The sequence below is a fragment of the Weeksella virosa DSM 16922 genome (assembly GCF_000189415.1).
Taxonomy (GTDB): Bacteria; Bacteroidota; Bacteroidia; order Flavobacteriales; family Weeksellaceae; genus Weeksella; species Weeksella virosa.
The window spans coordinates 1,831,423-1,845,907 of record NC_015144.1 but is presented as its reverse complement, the minus strand read 5'-3'; the positions used below and the strand labels follow the sequence as shown (position 1 = coordinate 1,845,907).

14 protein-coding genes are annotated in these 14,485 nt (G+C 34.9%); 7 read left to right on the top strand and 7 right to left on the bottom strand.

Annotation, left to right across the window (positions count from 1 at the left end; all coding sequences use genetic code 11):
* The first annotated feature begins 67 nt into the window (after positions 1-67).
* Both WEEVI_RS08935 and WEEVI_RS08930 read left to right on the top strand, forming a co-directional pair.
* The gene (locus WEEVI_RS08935; protein WP_013598814.1) at positions 68-658 is read left to right on the top strand and encodes a thioredoxin family protein; all 591 of its coding nucleotides are present in this window, start codon (positions 68-70) and stop codon (positions 656-658) included.
* Complete coding sequence (locus WEEVI_RS08930) at positions 655-1,209, top strand: TlpA family protein disulfide reductase (RefSeq protein ID WP_013598813.1); 555 nt, start codon at positions 655-657, stop codon at positions 1,207-1,209. Before WEEVI_RS08935 ends, WEEVI_RS08930 begins: the two co-directional genes overlap by 4 nt.
* Before the next feature lie 90 nt (positions 1,210-1,299).
* On the opposite strand, the gene WEEVI_RS08925 is transcribed toward WEEVI_RS08930, so the two are convergent.
* The 5 genes from WEEVI_RS08925 to WEEVI_RS08905 form a co-directional block, all read right to left on the bottom strand.
* Complete coding sequence (locus WEEVI_RS08925) at positions 1,300-2,715, bottom strand: L-serine ammonia-lyase (RefSeq protein ID WP_013598812.1); 1,416 nt, start codon at positions 2,713-2,715, stop codon at positions 1,300-1,302.
* Positions 2,716-2,843: 128 nt separating this feature from the next.
* Positions 2,844-3,230: a hypothetical protein gene (locus WEEVI_RS08920; RefSeq protein ID WP_013598811.1), complete on the bottom strand. Its 387-nt coding sequence runs from the start codon at positions 3,228-3,230 to the stop codon at positions 2,844-2,846.
* 14 nt (positions 3,231-3,244) lie between these two features.
* On the bottom strand, positions 3,245-3,946 hold the full coding sequence (locus tag WEEVI_RS08915) for an NUDIX hydrolase (protein WP_013598810.1): 702 nt from the start codon (positions 3,944-3,946) through the stop codon (positions 3,245-3,247).
* Between the two features lie 39 nt (positions 3,947-3,985).
* On the bottom strand, positions 3,986-4,456 hold the full coding sequence (locus WEEVI_RS08910; RefSeq protein WP_013598809.1) for an Lrp/AsnC family transcriptional regulator: 471 nt from the start codon (positions 4,454-4,456) through the stop codon (positions 3,986-3,988).
* Positions 4,457-4,689: 233 nt separating this feature from the next.
* Positions 4,690-9,306: a translocation/assembly module TamB domain-containing protein gene (locus tag WEEVI_RS08905; RefSeq protein WP_013598808.1), complete on the bottom strand. Its 4,617-nt coding sequence runs from the start codon at positions 9,304-9,306 to the stop codon at positions 4,690-4,692.
* A 57-nt stretch (positions 9,307-9,363) separates the two neighbouring features.
* On the opposite strand from WEEVI_RS08905, the gene tsaD reads away from it, so the two are divergent.
* Positions 9,364-10,386, top strand: coding sequence for a tRNA (adenosine(37)-N6)-threonylcarbamoyltransferase complex transferase subunit TsaD (gene tsaD / locus WEEVI_RS08900; protein WP_013598807.1), 1,023 nt, complete (start codon positions 9,364-9,366; stop codon positions 10,384-10,386).
* A complete protein-coding gene (locus tag WEEVI_RS08895) occupies positions 10,383-11,096 on the top strand; it encodes an RsmE family RNA methyltransferase (protein WP_013598806.1) in 714 nt (237 codons plus the stop codon). The genes tsaD and WEEVI_RS08895 overlap by 4 nt, the downstream gene beginning before the upstream one ends.
* Positions 11,097-11,383: 287 nt before the next feature.
* Here WEEVI_RS08895 and WEEVI_RS08890 read toward each other — a convergent pair whose 3' ends face one another.
* Entirely contained in the window at positions 11,384-11,713 is a 330-nt protein-coding gene (locus tag WEEVI_RS08890; RefSeq protein ID WP_013598805.1) for a DUF493 domain-containing protein, read from the bottom strand.
* Positions 11,714-11,919: 206 nt separating this feature from the next.
* Here WEEVI_RS08890 and WEEVI_RS08885 point away from each other — a divergent pair, with 206 nt between their 5' ends.
* Genes WEEVI_RS08885 through WEEVI_RS08875 form a run of 3 tightly spaced genes read left to right on the top strand, consistent with a single transcriptional unit; the run spans position 11,920 to position 13,891 of the window.
* On the top strand, positions 11,920-12,498 hold the full coding sequence (locus tag WEEVI_RS08885) for a Crp/Fnr family transcriptional regulator (protein ID WP_013598804.1): 579 nt from the start codon (positions 11,920-11,922) through the stop codon (positions 12,496-12,498).
* On the top strand, positions 12,491-13,093 hold the full coding sequence (locus tag WEEVI_RS08880) for a hypothetical protein (RefSeq protein ID WP_013598803.1): 603 nt from the start codon (positions 12,491-12,493) through the stop codon (positions 13,091-13,093). Before WEEVI_RS08885 ends, WEEVI_RS08880 begins: the two co-directional genes overlap by 8 nt.
* Before the next feature lie 30 nt (positions 13,094-13,123).
* Positions 13,124-13,891 carry a DUF4241 domain-containing protein gene (locus tag WEEVI_RS08875; RefSeq protein ID WP_013598802.1) on the top strand — a complete coding sequence of 256 codons (768 nt, stop codon included), beginning with the start codon at positions 13,124-13,126 and terminating at the stop codon, positions 13,889-13,891.
* 84 nt (positions 13,892-13,975) lie between these two features.
* Here WEEVI_RS08875 and WEEVI_RS08870 read toward each other — a convergent pair whose 3' ends face one another.
* Positions 13,976-14,485 (bottom strand): DUF4920 domain-containing protein, encoded by a 510-nt coding sequence (locus WEEVI_RS08870; RefSeq protein ID WP_013598801.1) that lies wholly within the window; start codon positions 14,483-14,485, stop codon positions 13,976-13,978.

The window sequence follows — 14,485 nt, the reverse complement described above, 5'->3', positions numbered from 1 at the left end:
AAAAAGAATCCATGAAAACCACTCAAATTCTGTATATTTGTTTACATTAATGACAAAGATTACATTTATGCTCAATTTAGAAACGTATTTCAAGAAAGGCATCAGCTACGAATCGTATATCGAAAAAACAGAAAATCAATTAGAAGAAGAAGTAGAAAATGGTGATCCGAAAGAGTTTGTACAGCATTATTCGATGGGCTTACAACGCATGAATCGGATTACAAAATCCTTTCAGTTCTCGGATGTTTCGCTTGCAGAAATAGAAAAAGCAAGTTTAGACAAATCGATTCGATTGCTCACCATTACTGAAGGTTGGTGCGGAGATGCGTCACAGATTGTCCCAGTTGTTCATCTTTTAGCCGAAAAATTAGGTATAGAAAATCGCTATATTTCTCGTGATGAAAATCTAGAATTAATCGAAAGATATAAAACTAATGGTGCACTTTCTATTCCGATTGTATTAGGTATCGACTCAGAAGGGAAAGAACTTTTTCATTATGGTCCTCGCCCACAAAAAGGAATGGAATTGCTAAAAAAATTCAAAGAAAATCCCGATAAATATTCTAAAGACGAATTTCATGCCGACTTACAGAAATTTTACAATACCAATAAGGGAGAAGATATCATCCACGAACTTTTAAGTCTAATGAACGCATGAATAAAAAAAGATTATTTTTTTTAGGTTTTTTTGTGGTTTTTATTGCAGCTATTTTTTATACCCCAATTGGTAAATTTATCCAAGACAAACTAGAAGATAAATCGCATGTTGCGGGTATAAAAATTTTGAATGAAGAGGACTATAATATTGATTTGAAAGGCTACAATGGTGCCTTAGATGAGAATTTACAATCTGCCAAAAATAGTGGACAAGTTGTCTTGATAAATTTTTGGGGCAGTTGGTGTCCTCCTTGTGTTAAGGAAATGCCGAGTTTACAAGAATTGTACAACACACATCATGAAAAGGTGAAATTTATTTTTATTGCGATTCAAGATAAACCGAACGACATCATCAATTTTGCAAAGAAACACGAGCTTACTTTACCGCTTTATGAGCCTATTAGTCCGATATCGGTTGCCATGATGCCAAAAGTTTTTCCGACGACTTATATCCTCAATAAAAAAGGAGAAATCGTTTTGCACGAAAATAAAACCAGAGATTGGAATGATCAAGAAATCAATGCATTATTAGAAAAATTAATTAAAGAATGATTGGTTAAAATATCCTACAATTCTATAAAAAACGCAACAGAATATTCAATTCAGTTGCGTTTTTTTCTTAGGAATAATTATATTTATCTGTTAACAATCTGCAATATTCACCGCTACTGCAAGTCCACCTTCTGATGTTTCTTTGTATTTATTGTTCATATCTTTTGCGGTTTCCCACATCGTTTTCACCACATTGTCTAAGGTAACCTTCACTTCTTTTGGGTTAGTTTCTAAAGCAAGTTCTGCTGCATTTATTGCTTTGATAGCACCCATCGCGTTACGTTCTATACAAGGGACTTGCACCAAGCCCGCTATCGGGTCGCATGTAAGCCCAAGATGATGCTCCATGGCAATTTCTGCTGCAATGGTTACTTGTTCGGGTGTACCTCCTAACAATTCGCATAGGGCTCCGGCTGCCATAGCAGAGGAAACACCAATCTCGGCCTGACAACCACCCATTGCAGCAGAAATGGTTGCACCTTTCTTGAAAATACTTCCGATTACGCCAGCAACCATCAAGAATTGCTTTATTTCTTTTTCACCCGCCTTATGATTATCAATCGTGAGATAATACATGAGAACTGCCGGAATTACGCCTGCACTACCGTTGGTTGGTGCAGTAACCACTCGCCCAAGAGAAGCATTAACCTCATTTACTGCCAAAGCATAACAACTTACCCACTTGAAGATTTCTCGAAAAGCAATTTTCGTTTTTCTGATTGAATAAATCCACTCGTTATGGGTTTGATAAGGGATTGCCGCTTTTAGCTTTTGATACAAATCGTACGCTCTTCTTCTTACATTTAACCCGCCAGGAAGGACTCCTTCTGTATGACATCCGATATACATGCATTCGAGCATAGTGCTCCATACACGCATCAATTCGGCATCTATTTCTTGGTCTGTCCTTTGTGTTCGTTCATTTTCTCTCATCAATTCAGAAATGGACAATCCAGAACTATCACAATGTCTTAATAATTCTTCGGATGTATTAAATTGATAAGGATAAGCGCAAATCACATCGGTAGTAGAATCTTCGTCGCCTTTATTAATAAAACCTCCTCCTATTGAAAAGAATGTTGAATCGTATTTTTCTTTCTCAGAAAAATAAGCTGTAAACATCATTCCATTTGGATGAAAATCTAAAAATTCTCGGTTGAAAATTATATCCTTATCAAAATCAAAAGGAATATTTTTCTCTTGATTTAAGTATAATTGATGTGTTGTTTTAATGGTCTGAATCGTAGCTTGAATATCTTCTACTGGGATATATTCGGGATCTGCTCCCGTTAACCCCAAAAGTACGGCAAAATCGGTTGCGTGGCCTTTACCTGTAAGAGAAAGAGATCCGTACAAATTGATAATGATTTTTTGTACTTGGGTTAGTTTATTCATTTCTTGTAATTCTACAAGAAAAGCCTGGGCTGCACGCCATGGTCCCAAAGTATGAGAAGAGGAAGGTCCCACCCCTATTTTCAGCATATCGAATACCGAGATACAATCCATAATAATTGATAAATTGTCTGATTGATGATTATTTATTCTTACTCAAATATATTCTATTTTCCTAATATATTGCACTACTTGTATCTCAAGAAACTATTATTTTTTTTCATGATCTGGATGTTTTGATTTTAATCAAACTCTTTCCAATGTGGATAAAGGATTGCAAGACCGTATCCTACAAAAAAGAATAAACTAAAAAGTGTATAAAGTGTTCCGTCTGGCATAAATTCTGGCTGGAGGCAGGCTGCAATAAACAAAGATCCTAACAATAAAAAGACTCCTATTTTCTTGTAAAAATATAGTAATACGACACCGATTACTGATATTACCGAAAATATTATAGTTGTTATCGGATACCATGATGGCATTTCTGGGGCATCATTATTAAGAAATGTTCGGAATAAATAATCTTGTGTGCGATAGAGTTCTATCCCTCGATAAAGTAAGCTAAGTACTAGTATAGCCATGATGACAACTAGTAAATTAAACCAAAAAGTTCTTTTTTGTTTTTTCATATTTATAATTTTTTCTAAAATAGGAAATCGTATCCTTTTAAGCTTAATTTTTCAAATTTTTCTTCATCAAAACGATACAGTTTAGCCACTTTTCGGTATTCCTTTGGGTCGGTCGTGTTGCCTGTTTCGATAATCAAATTAGAGTTGAATATTTTTTTTCTAAAGTTACGTTTGTCTAATTCCCGATCCAGTGCTTTCTCGTATAGGCTTTGTAGTTGAGCAATGGTAAATTCTTTTGGTAAAAGATGAAACCCAATCGGACGACGTTTCACTCTTCTTTTTACACGTTCTTTGGCATAAGAGATAATTTCGTTATGGTCGAATGCTAGGTCTGGGATTTCATTATACTTCACCCACAAACCGTTACGTTTCTCTGCCTCTTTTTCTATCTCTGGTGTTAGCTTTACCAATGCATAATACGCTACATTTACTACACGACCGAGTGGATTACGAAAAACCTTCACAAATGCTTTCAGCTGTTCTACATAGATATTTTTGTCGTCTATGCCTATATTTTCTTTTAGCATGGTTTGCACAACGCACTCGTTGCTTGTATCGGGAGCTACATATTTACTAGGTATTGTTAAAGCACCACGATAGGGATCATCTTTTTTTCGATAGATAAGTATTTTTAGTTCTTCTCCATCAAAACCAAACAAAACCAAGCCTGAGCACAAAGCAACATTGAAATATAACTCTTTTTCTTGAGGAGTCATTTTTTTTACTTTTTACTCACTTATAATTTGTTGGTTAAGTTACTGAAATATTGAATGTAACAAGCGATTTTTATCGTTAAAAGATTCTTCTAATGAAATAGTAGATTCTGTCCTAAGAACATCGTCTATCTGATCGATACGATAGATTACCTCTTTGGCATGTGATGTGTCTCTTGCACGAATTTTACAGAAAATATTATATTTCCCAGAAACTACATGTACCACCGTAACGTTAGGTATTTTGTACAACTCATCGATAACGTGCTGTGTTTTATTGGTTTTTGTAAGTAGAATCCCAACATATGCAACAAACCGATAGCCCATTTTTTCGTAATTAATCACCAAAGTAGAACCTTTGATAATTCCAGCGTCTTCTAATTTTTTTACCCGTACATGAATGGTACCTGCTGATACATTCATCTTTTTAGCTATTTCAGTAAACGGAATACGAGTATTATCGATTAGATACATGAGAATTTTTTTGTCGATTTCATCAATTATATAATTCATCTTAGTATTTTTTGTTAAAAAATGTTAATTCTATAATTTATACTTCAATTTTTAGCAAAATTATAAATTACCACAACATTTCTCCAAAAAATATTTAATGATATATATAATATTTTAGCTTTGTTTCAAATATTTTGGATAGTGTTTTCACTTTTGTTTGTTTGCGAGAGTTTATTGCCGAAATGCAATAAACTCTTTTCTTTCTAATGAAGTTTTTTTTACTTCTTATTGTTTTAGAAACGAACCAATCCTCTACGTTTTTTCACTTTATTTTCGATGATTTGTTGATCGCTCACTGGTTGAGCAAAACTTACAGGATTTGGTTTTATCTGCATTGTATCTAGTTGGAATTTTTCTTTGACCGAATCTGAAGGTTCGAGATTACTATTTGGTTTTACTCTTTTCACAGGACCAATTTGCATCGCAATAGAGTCTTTTGTAGTTCTTTTGTCTTTTATTTTTCTGAATATTTCTTCAATATTGTTGAATGATGTATTGTAACTCAATCCAGCTCCGAAACTTTGGTTGAGTTGATTTACATTGCCTGCCTGTATACCGAAAGTTGTAGGACGCGTAAAGACATTGATTAAAAATCCACCATTATTCATCCGTGAAATATCATATTGGATATTCAGATTACCATCAAAATTTTCTTGGTATTCATTGGTCACAGCCATACCATAGGATCCTGTAACACGTAAGCGATTATTAATTTGGTAGGATAAAGAATAACGTAATTTGTCGTTGGTAGAGCTTCCGTCACTTCCCTGAATATATTGTACATCGAGATCAACACCTTCCATAAGAGAGCTCAATGCACCTGCTACAGCCGATAAGCCAATATCTGCTGCACCCGATGCCAAACCTCCTTGCAGACTAGAAGAAAGTGTTGCAGTATCACCAAATTTTCCGGTCATAAGGATATACACGAATTGCATGGTTTTTTCATCTTGATTATTAAGTTTTGCAGCAAGCTGTGCATTCATGTCCGAGCTGGCTCTCGGAATTTCTATATCATAAGTAATTACAGGTGCTTTCAGATTTTCTTTGATATTAATAATTAGCTCTCCATCATACAGTTGAGAAGAACCTGCGCCTGCCAAATACTCTCCCACATTGGATATGGTTCTAGTGTATACTGCTGTTATATTAAGTTCTGCATCCAATGGATCTCCTGAGAAATCGATACTACTACCTTTACGGATACTAAAGTCTTTGTTCAACAACGGGATTCCAGACTGGCGGAAGTTATAAGTACCCGATTCTATATTATAATTTCCTGTAATTGACAAACCAGAATTATCCATATGAATGTTAAGATTTTCTGCTGTTCCACGAGCTGATGCCATGTCGTTGGTGGCCGCATCTAAAATGAGATTCATTTTTGCTGTAGGATATGCATTTACGGTTATATCTACGGTCATCCCCTTCGGGTTGGTCCGTCGGGTATCATCTTCTAATTTTTCTTGATTAGGAACAAAACGAACCAATTGTTTTTCAGACTCTATAATGGTTCCACTTGTATTGATGGTCAGTTGAGAGTTGTCTTTTACATCAGCTCGTGCTACAATATCTAATCCTTGTACTGGCCCGAAGATATCAAAATATCCGTCGACAAATACTCGCCCGTAAAAGAGTTCATTATCTTTTGCTGTGGTGTTCATTACCAACAAATTGTTCGAAGTAAACGATAAGTTGAGGAACCATTCTGAGAAATCTCTAAAGAGTATTGTTCCATCTACCAAACCTTTTGTTTTGTAAAAAGTATCGGTAAATATTAAATTGTCTAGTATGATTGTTCCTTGGCTTCCACCAATTTTATTGACATGAATGTCATTCACGCCGCTGAATAGATAATCAACCCCGAGATAATTAAACTTAAAGCCTAAATCTCTAACGGCCATATCACCACTGAAATTAGGTTGAGTTATTTTACCATCAAAATGAACTTCTCCTGATATTGTTCCGCGCATATTCGAAAAAACTTCGGATAAGAAACCTTCGACAAAACCTACATTGAAATCATCGAAGTTGGCAACCATATTTACTTCTGGTGTTTCAGGGTTATTATCTATAAAGCCATTCATATAAAGCGATTGTACCAATCCTTGATCTAGGGACAACTCTACATCAAAAACATTTTGTACATTGTTATACCCTCCATTTAAGGCGAGGTTTCCTAACTCGAATTCATTGAGTTCTAGTTGATCGATTGTCATTGCTAAGGTAGGTTTTAGTTCGGCCGCGTTGCGTATTACATGCACTTCTCCATTTGCAACTCCGTCTACACTTAGTCCTTTTAGTAAACTGCTCGGGATCAACTTAGAAAGGACAATCTTCTCGAACATTCCATCGAATTTGTAATCTTTCGCATCATTATAAAAACCACTGACTACCAATTGCTGATCCTCATGATTCAACGAAATATCTTCTACTCTCATCTTTTTTGTATTCATATCGATGATGAGTTTATTGGTGTCGGTAGAATTGTCTTTGTTGATGGTCCAAATAGTTTTATCTAGATTGAAAGTTGACGAGGCAAAACCAAATTCCATCGTGTGATTATTTCTCATGGTATGGAAAAGGTTGAGGTCAAACTTCATTAAATTTTCGTCTTTCCCGATATTAAAATCGGTATGAATCATTAACGAATCGTTTTTAGGCAACGAGTTGATATTGATTTCTCTGATCGCGACTGTATTCACCAACAAACTATCTACTCTTCCATTTATTTTATTGTTTTCTGTTGTGGTATCGAAATTGACCAATGCATTATATGCTCGGATATTTCCGTAGGCAACACCTGGTGTATCGAGATTTGCTCGGAAAGAGTTTTCGTTGGTATTGATATAAGCTTTTAAAAAGGTTTCTGGTTCAATAACAATATCTGGATTGAAATATGCCAAAATATTCTGATGCACCACCACATCTACCGTAAATTCTTGATGAGGTGAAACTTTTTTATGTCTGAAAGATGGTACTACCGAGACTAGGCTATTATTGACTGCATCGGCAATCTCACTTACCACAAAACGCCCTGTAATTTCTGCTTCTACGTAGTCTGGAACATTGGCTCGTATGGTTTTTATGCCATTGGATAGTTCAGAAGTTAATTCTGCAAAAGCTATAGTTAGAGTGTCTTTTTTCGAGTGATAATAAACGTTTTTCAGCGTGAGTTGTCCTAGAAAATCGTCCAAATTAGATACTTGAAAATCGCCAGTGATTTTCCCTCTTATTTTTGCTCCTAAATTTTTCGTCAAACCTAAATAATCCAAATCAATATAATTCAAATCTGAAGTAAAATTCAATCGATATGGTTTATCTCTGAAGGCTACTTTTCCATCAAAATTGGCTTTCAATCTTGGATCGTTGATATAGAATTTTCCGTTATAGGTATAATTTTCGAGCAAACCATCGATTGCCATATTCTGATAACGTTTGCCCATCAAATCCATATAATCAAGATTTCCGTCTACCTCGAGATGTATGGTGTTGAGGTCTGTTCCTCGCCCATTGAACGTGAGATGTCCACTTACTAACCCCAAATCTTTTACTTCAGTTATCGCTCGTAAATCTAAATTTTTAGCATCGAGAAGACCTTTGTAACGCATAATTTTGGGCTGTGTATATTGCTGGAAAAGAGCATTGACTTTTGCTTGCCCCAAGGAAGTTAACAAATTTCCTTTTACTGCAATTTCTTGATTATCAAGTACTAAATCTCCTTGATAATTCATGGTACCAAAACGCTGAATAAAAACCGGGAGTTTAGTCGATATAAATGTAGGTAAAAGATTTCGAAGATTTCGATAGGATGTTTTGATTCTCAATGCGTTGCTAAACATTCGCAAATCATCATTCAGCATTCCGCTAAGCTGTAATTTCTGTGCAGCAATGTAGTTTTCTTGCCCAGATAATTCGAAGTTTTTCAAATTTAGAGCATTCAAAGGCCCATAAATTTCACCGTAAACATTGACAGAGGAATTCTTATCAAAATTATCTGCAAAATACCGAATATCCTTAAAATTAATTACTGAAGGATTGTCTATTCTTGCCTCCCAAATCACCTTATTAGCAAAATCACTAAAAGCATTTTTCTCGGCGGTATTCAGTACCAAATCACCTTGCAAATTGCTGTCTTCGGTCTGTAAATGTAGTTGAGTAACCCGAATTTCTTTCTCATTATAATGTGCTATTCCCGATAGATTACGTACAACATACTGCTCTCCTTTTCGTTGAGTTTCGAAAGCTATTTTTCTGATATCAGCATTCAAATCATCATTAATCAATGAAAAATCGCGCACATCGAGTTGAAGTTTTTTGGCATCTAACCAAACTTGTTGTCTGTCTTCTAAATTTTCGTTTTTTATTAATAATTGACCGTCATGTATAAGGAAGTTTCCTTTTAGCGTAAATGGTGAAGGATCTTTTTCTTCTTTACTTGCGAAGTTTTTTACAAATTTGATAAAGTTAGCAATGCTATCATTCTTATATGTGATGATCTGCAACTGCGGCTCATGAAGTTCGATTTCTTTCAGATCTATTTTGTCCGTTCCGTTGATTAAAGACCAAATCCGAAAACTGGTTTCTAATTCTTTTACCCGAATAAACTCTAGTCCATGGTCATCTTTTGTCGCTAAACCATAAAGATGTATCCTCCCGAAGAAATTGATATGAACTTTCTCTACCGAAATCTCTGTGTTGAAGGTTTTATTTAAAGATTTTACAGCCTTATGCGCTGCCCATGTTTGTACTGCAGGGATCTGAATAGCAACCGTTAAGCACAAAAGTGATGTGAGAACTATTATTATCCCGACTAAAATTACCCTTCCTATACGTCTTATTATTTTCAATCCTTTTTTATTACGATATTTGCAGTGTAAAAGTAATTAAATTTTTCGTGTTACGAAATGGAATCAAACAACTTAATTCTAGGCATCGAATCTTCTTGCGATGATACTGGTGCTGCAATCATTCTCAATAACAGAATTTTATCAAATGTTGTTGCAAATCAAGAAATTCATCAGCAATACGGAGGCGTTGTTCCCGAATTGGCCTCTAGGGCTCATCAACAAAATATTGTACCAGTAATTGATCTAGCGATAAAAAAAGCAAATATCCACCTCAAAGACCTCAAAGCTATCGCCTATACGAGAGGTCCCGGTCTTATGGGCTCTCTTTTGGTGGGAAGTAGTTTTGCTAAATCGATGAGTTTGGCACTTAATATTCCTTTGATAGAAGTAAACCATATGCAAGCACACATTTTGGCACACTTCATAGAGGATGCAAACGAACAAAAACCATCTTTCCCTTTTCTCTGCCTGACAGTAAGCGGAGGACATACACAGATTGTGAAAGTAAATGATTATTTTGATTTTGAGTTGATTGGTCAAACCATTGATGATGCTGCAGGAGAAGCGTTCGACAAAGCCGGAAAACTCCTCAACCTTCCTTATCCTGCTGGCCCGATTATCGATAAAAAAGCAAAATTAGGGGATCCACATCGTTTTGAATTTAATAAACCAAAGTTGGCAAATTACAATTATAGTTTTAGCGGCCTGAAAACTGCAATTCTTTACTTTTTACAAAAAGAAACAAAAAAGGATCCGAACTTTATAGAAAAAAACATAAACGATTTATGTGCTTCTATTCAGTACACGATTGTGAATATCCTTATGCAGAAACTAGAAAAAGCCAGCTTAGATCTTGGTATAAAACAAATTGCAATTGCTGGTGGTGTGTCTGCAAATTCTGGGATTAGAGAGGCTTTTTTGGCTAACGAAAAAACATTGGGCTGGAAAGTCTTCTTACCTAAGTTTGCTTATACAACCGACAATGCCGCTATGATTGCAATGGTGGGTCAACTAAAATATGAACGTCAGCTTTTTGGCAATATAACAGACAAATCAACAGCTAAATATTCGATCGAATGAAATTATTTTTCGGAGAAATACACGACAATCATGCAACGCTAAACGAAGAAGAAAGTCATCATTTCACCAAAGTTTTACGTGGCAAAGAAGGCGATATTGTTTATATTACTAACGGAGAAGGAACTTTAGCAAAGTGTGAAATCTCTCAACTTAGTAAGAAAAAAGTTGAAGCGAACATTCTCGAAATTCAAGAAAACTTCCAGCAAAAACCATACTATTTGCACGTTGCCATTGCGCCGACCAAGACAATGGAACGTTTAGAGTTTTTTTTAGAAAAAGCAACTGAGATCGGCATTGATGAAATTACTTTTTTGCAAACTTTTCATTCTGAAAGAAGAAATATTAAAATAGAGCGTATAGAAAAAATCATCCAAGCTGCTTGCAAACAATCCCTAAAGGCTTATACCCCAAAAGTAAATTCTTTGATGAAATTTCATGATTTTATTGATCAAGATTATCAAGAATTTTCTAAAGTTATTGCGCATTGTCGTGATGATTGGGATCGAGAAAATTTCAAAACTTATTTATCAACTCAACCTTCAAAAATCATTTTAATGATTGGACCTGAAGGCGATTTTTCTGCAGAAGAAATCACAAGTGCATTGCAAAAAAATTTCCGAGGTGTTAGTTTAGGTACTCAACGTTTTCGTACAGAAACAGCTGCTCTACAAGCAGTTTTCGCAGTCGACTGGTCTTTTCGACCCGAATAATTTTTTTCTATTATTTGTGGTAAACTTATTCATCACTACGCTTCATTGCATAGAATCTATGGTAAGTTGAGTCATTTTTACTAGAGCCACACAATCGGTCTTTCTTTATTGAATTACAATAAAAAGGTTTTGCCGTAAGAGTGCCAACAATCTATTGGGTGTAGTTTTTAGAATGTTTTTCTGCATGTAAAGATACAAAGCACCTAATCCACACATTTTCATAAAACCTAAAAGTCTCTCTTATATACCAAAAATCAATTCCTAAGAAAGGGAACTGGATTATATTTCTAGAGCATTATCACATCTTTAATCTCTGCTACTTGTTTATAGAAAGCAATCACTTGATCTGCATCTTCTGCAAGAATATTTACTGAAATCGAGGTGTATTTTCTGTTTTTAGAAGCCTTATAATTATACGTTGGGTTTACATCCTTAAAAATTTCTTTCACGCGATTCATGGTTTCTTCACTCGAGGGATAAATAAACTTAAACATATATGGAGTAGGAAATTTTTCAACATTCTCTAATCGCTCTTTGAACTTTTTATAAAATTCTTCCTTAGTATGGTAGTTATCCGGTATTTCTTGAAAATCTAGATTATTAAAATTTTCTGCCATATTCCTTTTTTTTACTTAATCTCTACGCAAGAACTATACCTTTTCTCGAGGCTGACAATTACGGTAAAAAATACTTTTTTTTTCGATAAAATTTTTCTCTGAACTGTCTTTTTGACTGAATATTGCTTACAACAAAGAAAGACATAATAAAACAAAAAAATCTATTCTAAGTTTTTTGTAGTATTTTTGGACATATATAAAGAAAAATGAAAAATTTCACAAATCATCTTAAAACACTTGCAAACTTTACCGAAGAGCAAATAAACGAAGTAATACATATTGCGAAAGTAAAAGATTACCCTAAGAATCATTTTCTTTTACGTGAAGGGCAACAATCTGATTTTTTTTATTTTGTAGAAGAAGGCCTTGTAAAATCATTTTCTTATGACAACGATGGCAAAGAACATGTTATACAATTTTCACCAGAAAACTGGTATATAAGCGATCGCTATTCTACGGTTTGTAAACAGCCCGCTAAACTCAACATTCAAACTATTGAAGATAGTACCGTGGTAATAATGTCGCTCGAACTCCAGGAATATCTAACCCAACTTAACCCCGAATATGGCAAAGCTATTATTTATCTTTTGCACAATCATGTGAGATATCTGCAAGACTGTGTAAATTTATTACTTAGTGCAAGTGCCAAAACACGTTATCAAGAATTTGTCAAACTGTATCCCAATCTCTTACAACGCGTTCCTCAGAGAACGATTGCATCTTATTTAGGTATTACCCCAGAAAGTTTAAGCAGAGTACGCAAAGAAATCTCCATTCATGGTTAAATATACATTTGAAATTTTCGTCAAAGAAAAAAAGAATATCAAACTTAGAAACATCCTATTCAATCTTTTTATTTTAGGACTAGTATCAGGCTTATCCTATATTTTCACAGTCGAAGGTTGGCTAGAGAACAGCTTCGTTTGGATAATTTATATCCTAATCATGGCGACAATTGTAGCGTATTTCAACAAAATTTTCCAAAAAGAGAAATACGAACCCAAAGGAACAACGATGGGAGAAATTGCTTTTTATCCCGACAAAATTTTTTTAGGCGATACATTAATCCCTACGAAAAACATAAAACATATCACAATAAAAAATGATGACTACGTCGGTAAAGAAGTTCGAGATTTTGGTGAATTTAAAAGAGAAGAAGGCTCGTTCGGCGTACATAATTTTCTGACCATTCAGGATCATAACAATACTTTTAAAGAAGTACAATTCAAACAGAAAACAAGAAAAGAATTCCAAAACATGCGAGAAATTTTGATCGATTATTATCATCAAGATCTTCTCGATTACGACGATTTATTATACATCATGAAAATTGAGTACGATTTGGATAAAATTGAATTTAAAAAAAATTTGGAGCGATAAAAATCTCCGACAGAAACAAAAATATAGCGAATGGAACCAACAAAAGAATGGTTTGATCTATTGGATCAAAAAAAAGATTTATTAAAAGCTCCGATTGATTTGGAGAAATATTTTACAGACGACAAAGTAGATCAGTATCCACTGAAACAGATCTCTATGGGAGAATTCACCTCCCTTTCGGGTAAATTAATTGCTTGCGATCCATTAGGATTTATCCTAACGGATGACGATAAACCGTATTACGAAGTAGCTCCGGTAGGCGTTTTCCCGACATATGCAAGCTTCATTACCCTAGAAAACCCAGACAATGAAGCCGAAACTGTCGATCTAATTGCATCTTATAAAATTGCTTTTTCAGACGAAACACCAACAGAGTACCGTGAAGCTTTGCGTGGGAATGAAGATTTAGCTAGTTTGCAAGAAGATGAATATTTTGGTTTTAATACCGATAGTGGATTGGCAACAATTTTTGATCAAGATGCTTTCCCAGAAATCACCAAACTAATCGACAGAATCGAAAACAAAGGCGACGATGCAAATTTGTATGATGATTATTTCGAACCTTTATTCAAAGAAAACCTTAAAAATCACCCCAATTATCAATCAGAAGATGGTGACTGGATAAATTGGTCGGTACCAGAGTCAGATGCAAAGTTCCCTATTTTCCAGGCTGGTTTTGGAGAAGGAGTATATCCGGTTTATTATGGATACAATGAAAAAAACGAAATTATAGCCTTATATATTCAGTTTATCGATGCCGAAATGGAAATCGATGAAGAAGATGATGATTTCTTGTGATTAAATCAATCATTATATTACATAAAAAGCTCAACAGAAGTTGAGCTTTTTAAATGTATCTTCTATCCAAAAAAGTAGATAAAATTATTTCGAAATCCAGACACCGTCGGCCAAAAACTGATACTGCATTGCAGGCTCTGTTATGGCTGCAATTTCATCTGCAGATTTCCCAGCATCTTCTGCATAGTGACGCAACTTATCTACCGAAACTTCTGCAACATATGCTATCCCATGCACGACAACTTCTTTCCCGCTTGCATCCATTGGAACAAAAAATCCATAATCTTTGAATCGAACATTCACTTCGTTTTTCGCATCAGAAAGAGACAACTTCATCCAACATCCTTTTTTGGCACAAACTTCTTGTATGGTAGTGGTAAATTGTACATTGTGCAACGTATCTCCTACCGAAAGTTTTTTATAGTGTTGCAACATTTCCTTTTGGGTCAAAGGATTTTTCACGTCGAAAGCTTCACCAAAACTTTCGTGCGTTTTGGCAAATTCTGTTATCGTTGCATTTTTGGTGCTTTGCATTTGCGATGTACAAGCTACTGTAAAAGCAAAAACACTAAAATAAAGTATCCATTTTTTCAT

Excerpts from the sequence above, each read along its gene's own strand:
- WEEVI_RS08925 (WP_013598812.1), bottom strand. The coding sequence starts at position 2,715 with ATGGATTGTATCTCGGTATTCGATATGCTGAAAATAGGGGTGGGACCT.
- WEEVI_RS08895 (WP_013598806.1), top strand. The coding sequence starts at position 10,383 with ATGAAATTATTTTTCGGAGAAATACACGACAATCATGCAACGCTAAAC.
- WEEVI_RS08880 (WP_013598803.1), top strand. The coding sequence starts at position 12,491 with ATGGTTAAATATACATTTGAAATTTTCGTCAAAGAAAAAAAGAATATC.
- WEEVI_RS08875 (WP_013598802.1), top strand. The coding sequence starts at position 13,124 with ATGGAACCAACAAAAGAATGGTTTGATCTATTGGATCAAAAAAAAGAT.
- tsaD (WP_013598807.1), top strand. The coding sequence starts at position 9,364 with ATGGAATCAAACAACTTAATTCTAGGCATCGAATCTTCTTGCGATGAT.
- WEEVI_RS08915 (WP_013598810.1), bottom strand. The coding sequence starts at position 3,946 with ATGACTCCTCAAGAAAAAGAGTTATATTTCAATGTTGCTTTGTGCTCA.
- WEEVI_RS08920 (WP_013598811.1), bottom strand. The coding sequence starts at position 3,230 with ATGAAAAAACAAAAAAGAACTTTTTGGTTTAATTTACTAGTTGTCATC.
- WEEVI_RS08870 (WP_013598801.1), bottom strand. The coding sequence starts at position 14,485 with ATGAAAAAATGGATACTTTATTTTAGTGTTTTTGCTTTTACAGTAGCT.
- WEEVI_RS08885 (WP_013598804.1), top strand. The coding sequence starts at position 11,920 with ATGAAAAATTTCACAAATCATCTTAAAACACTTGCAAACTTTACCGAA.
- WEEVI_RS08930 (WP_013598813.1), top strand. The coding sequence starts at position 655 with ATGAATAAAAAAAGATTATTTTTTTTAGGTTTTTTTGTGGTTTTTATT.
- WEEVI_RS08890 (WP_013598805.1), bottom strand. The coding sequence starts at position 11,713 with ATGGCAGAAAATTTTAATAATCTAGATTTTCAAGAAATACCGGATAAC.
- WEEVI_RS08935 (WP_013598814.1), top strand. The coding sequence starts at position 68 with ATGCTCAATTTAGAAACGTATTTCAAGAAAGGCATCAGCTACGAATCG.
- WEEVI_RS08910 (WP_013598809.1), bottom strand. The coding sequence starts at position 4,456 with ATGAATTATATAATTGATGAAATCGACAAAAAAATTCTCATGTATCTA.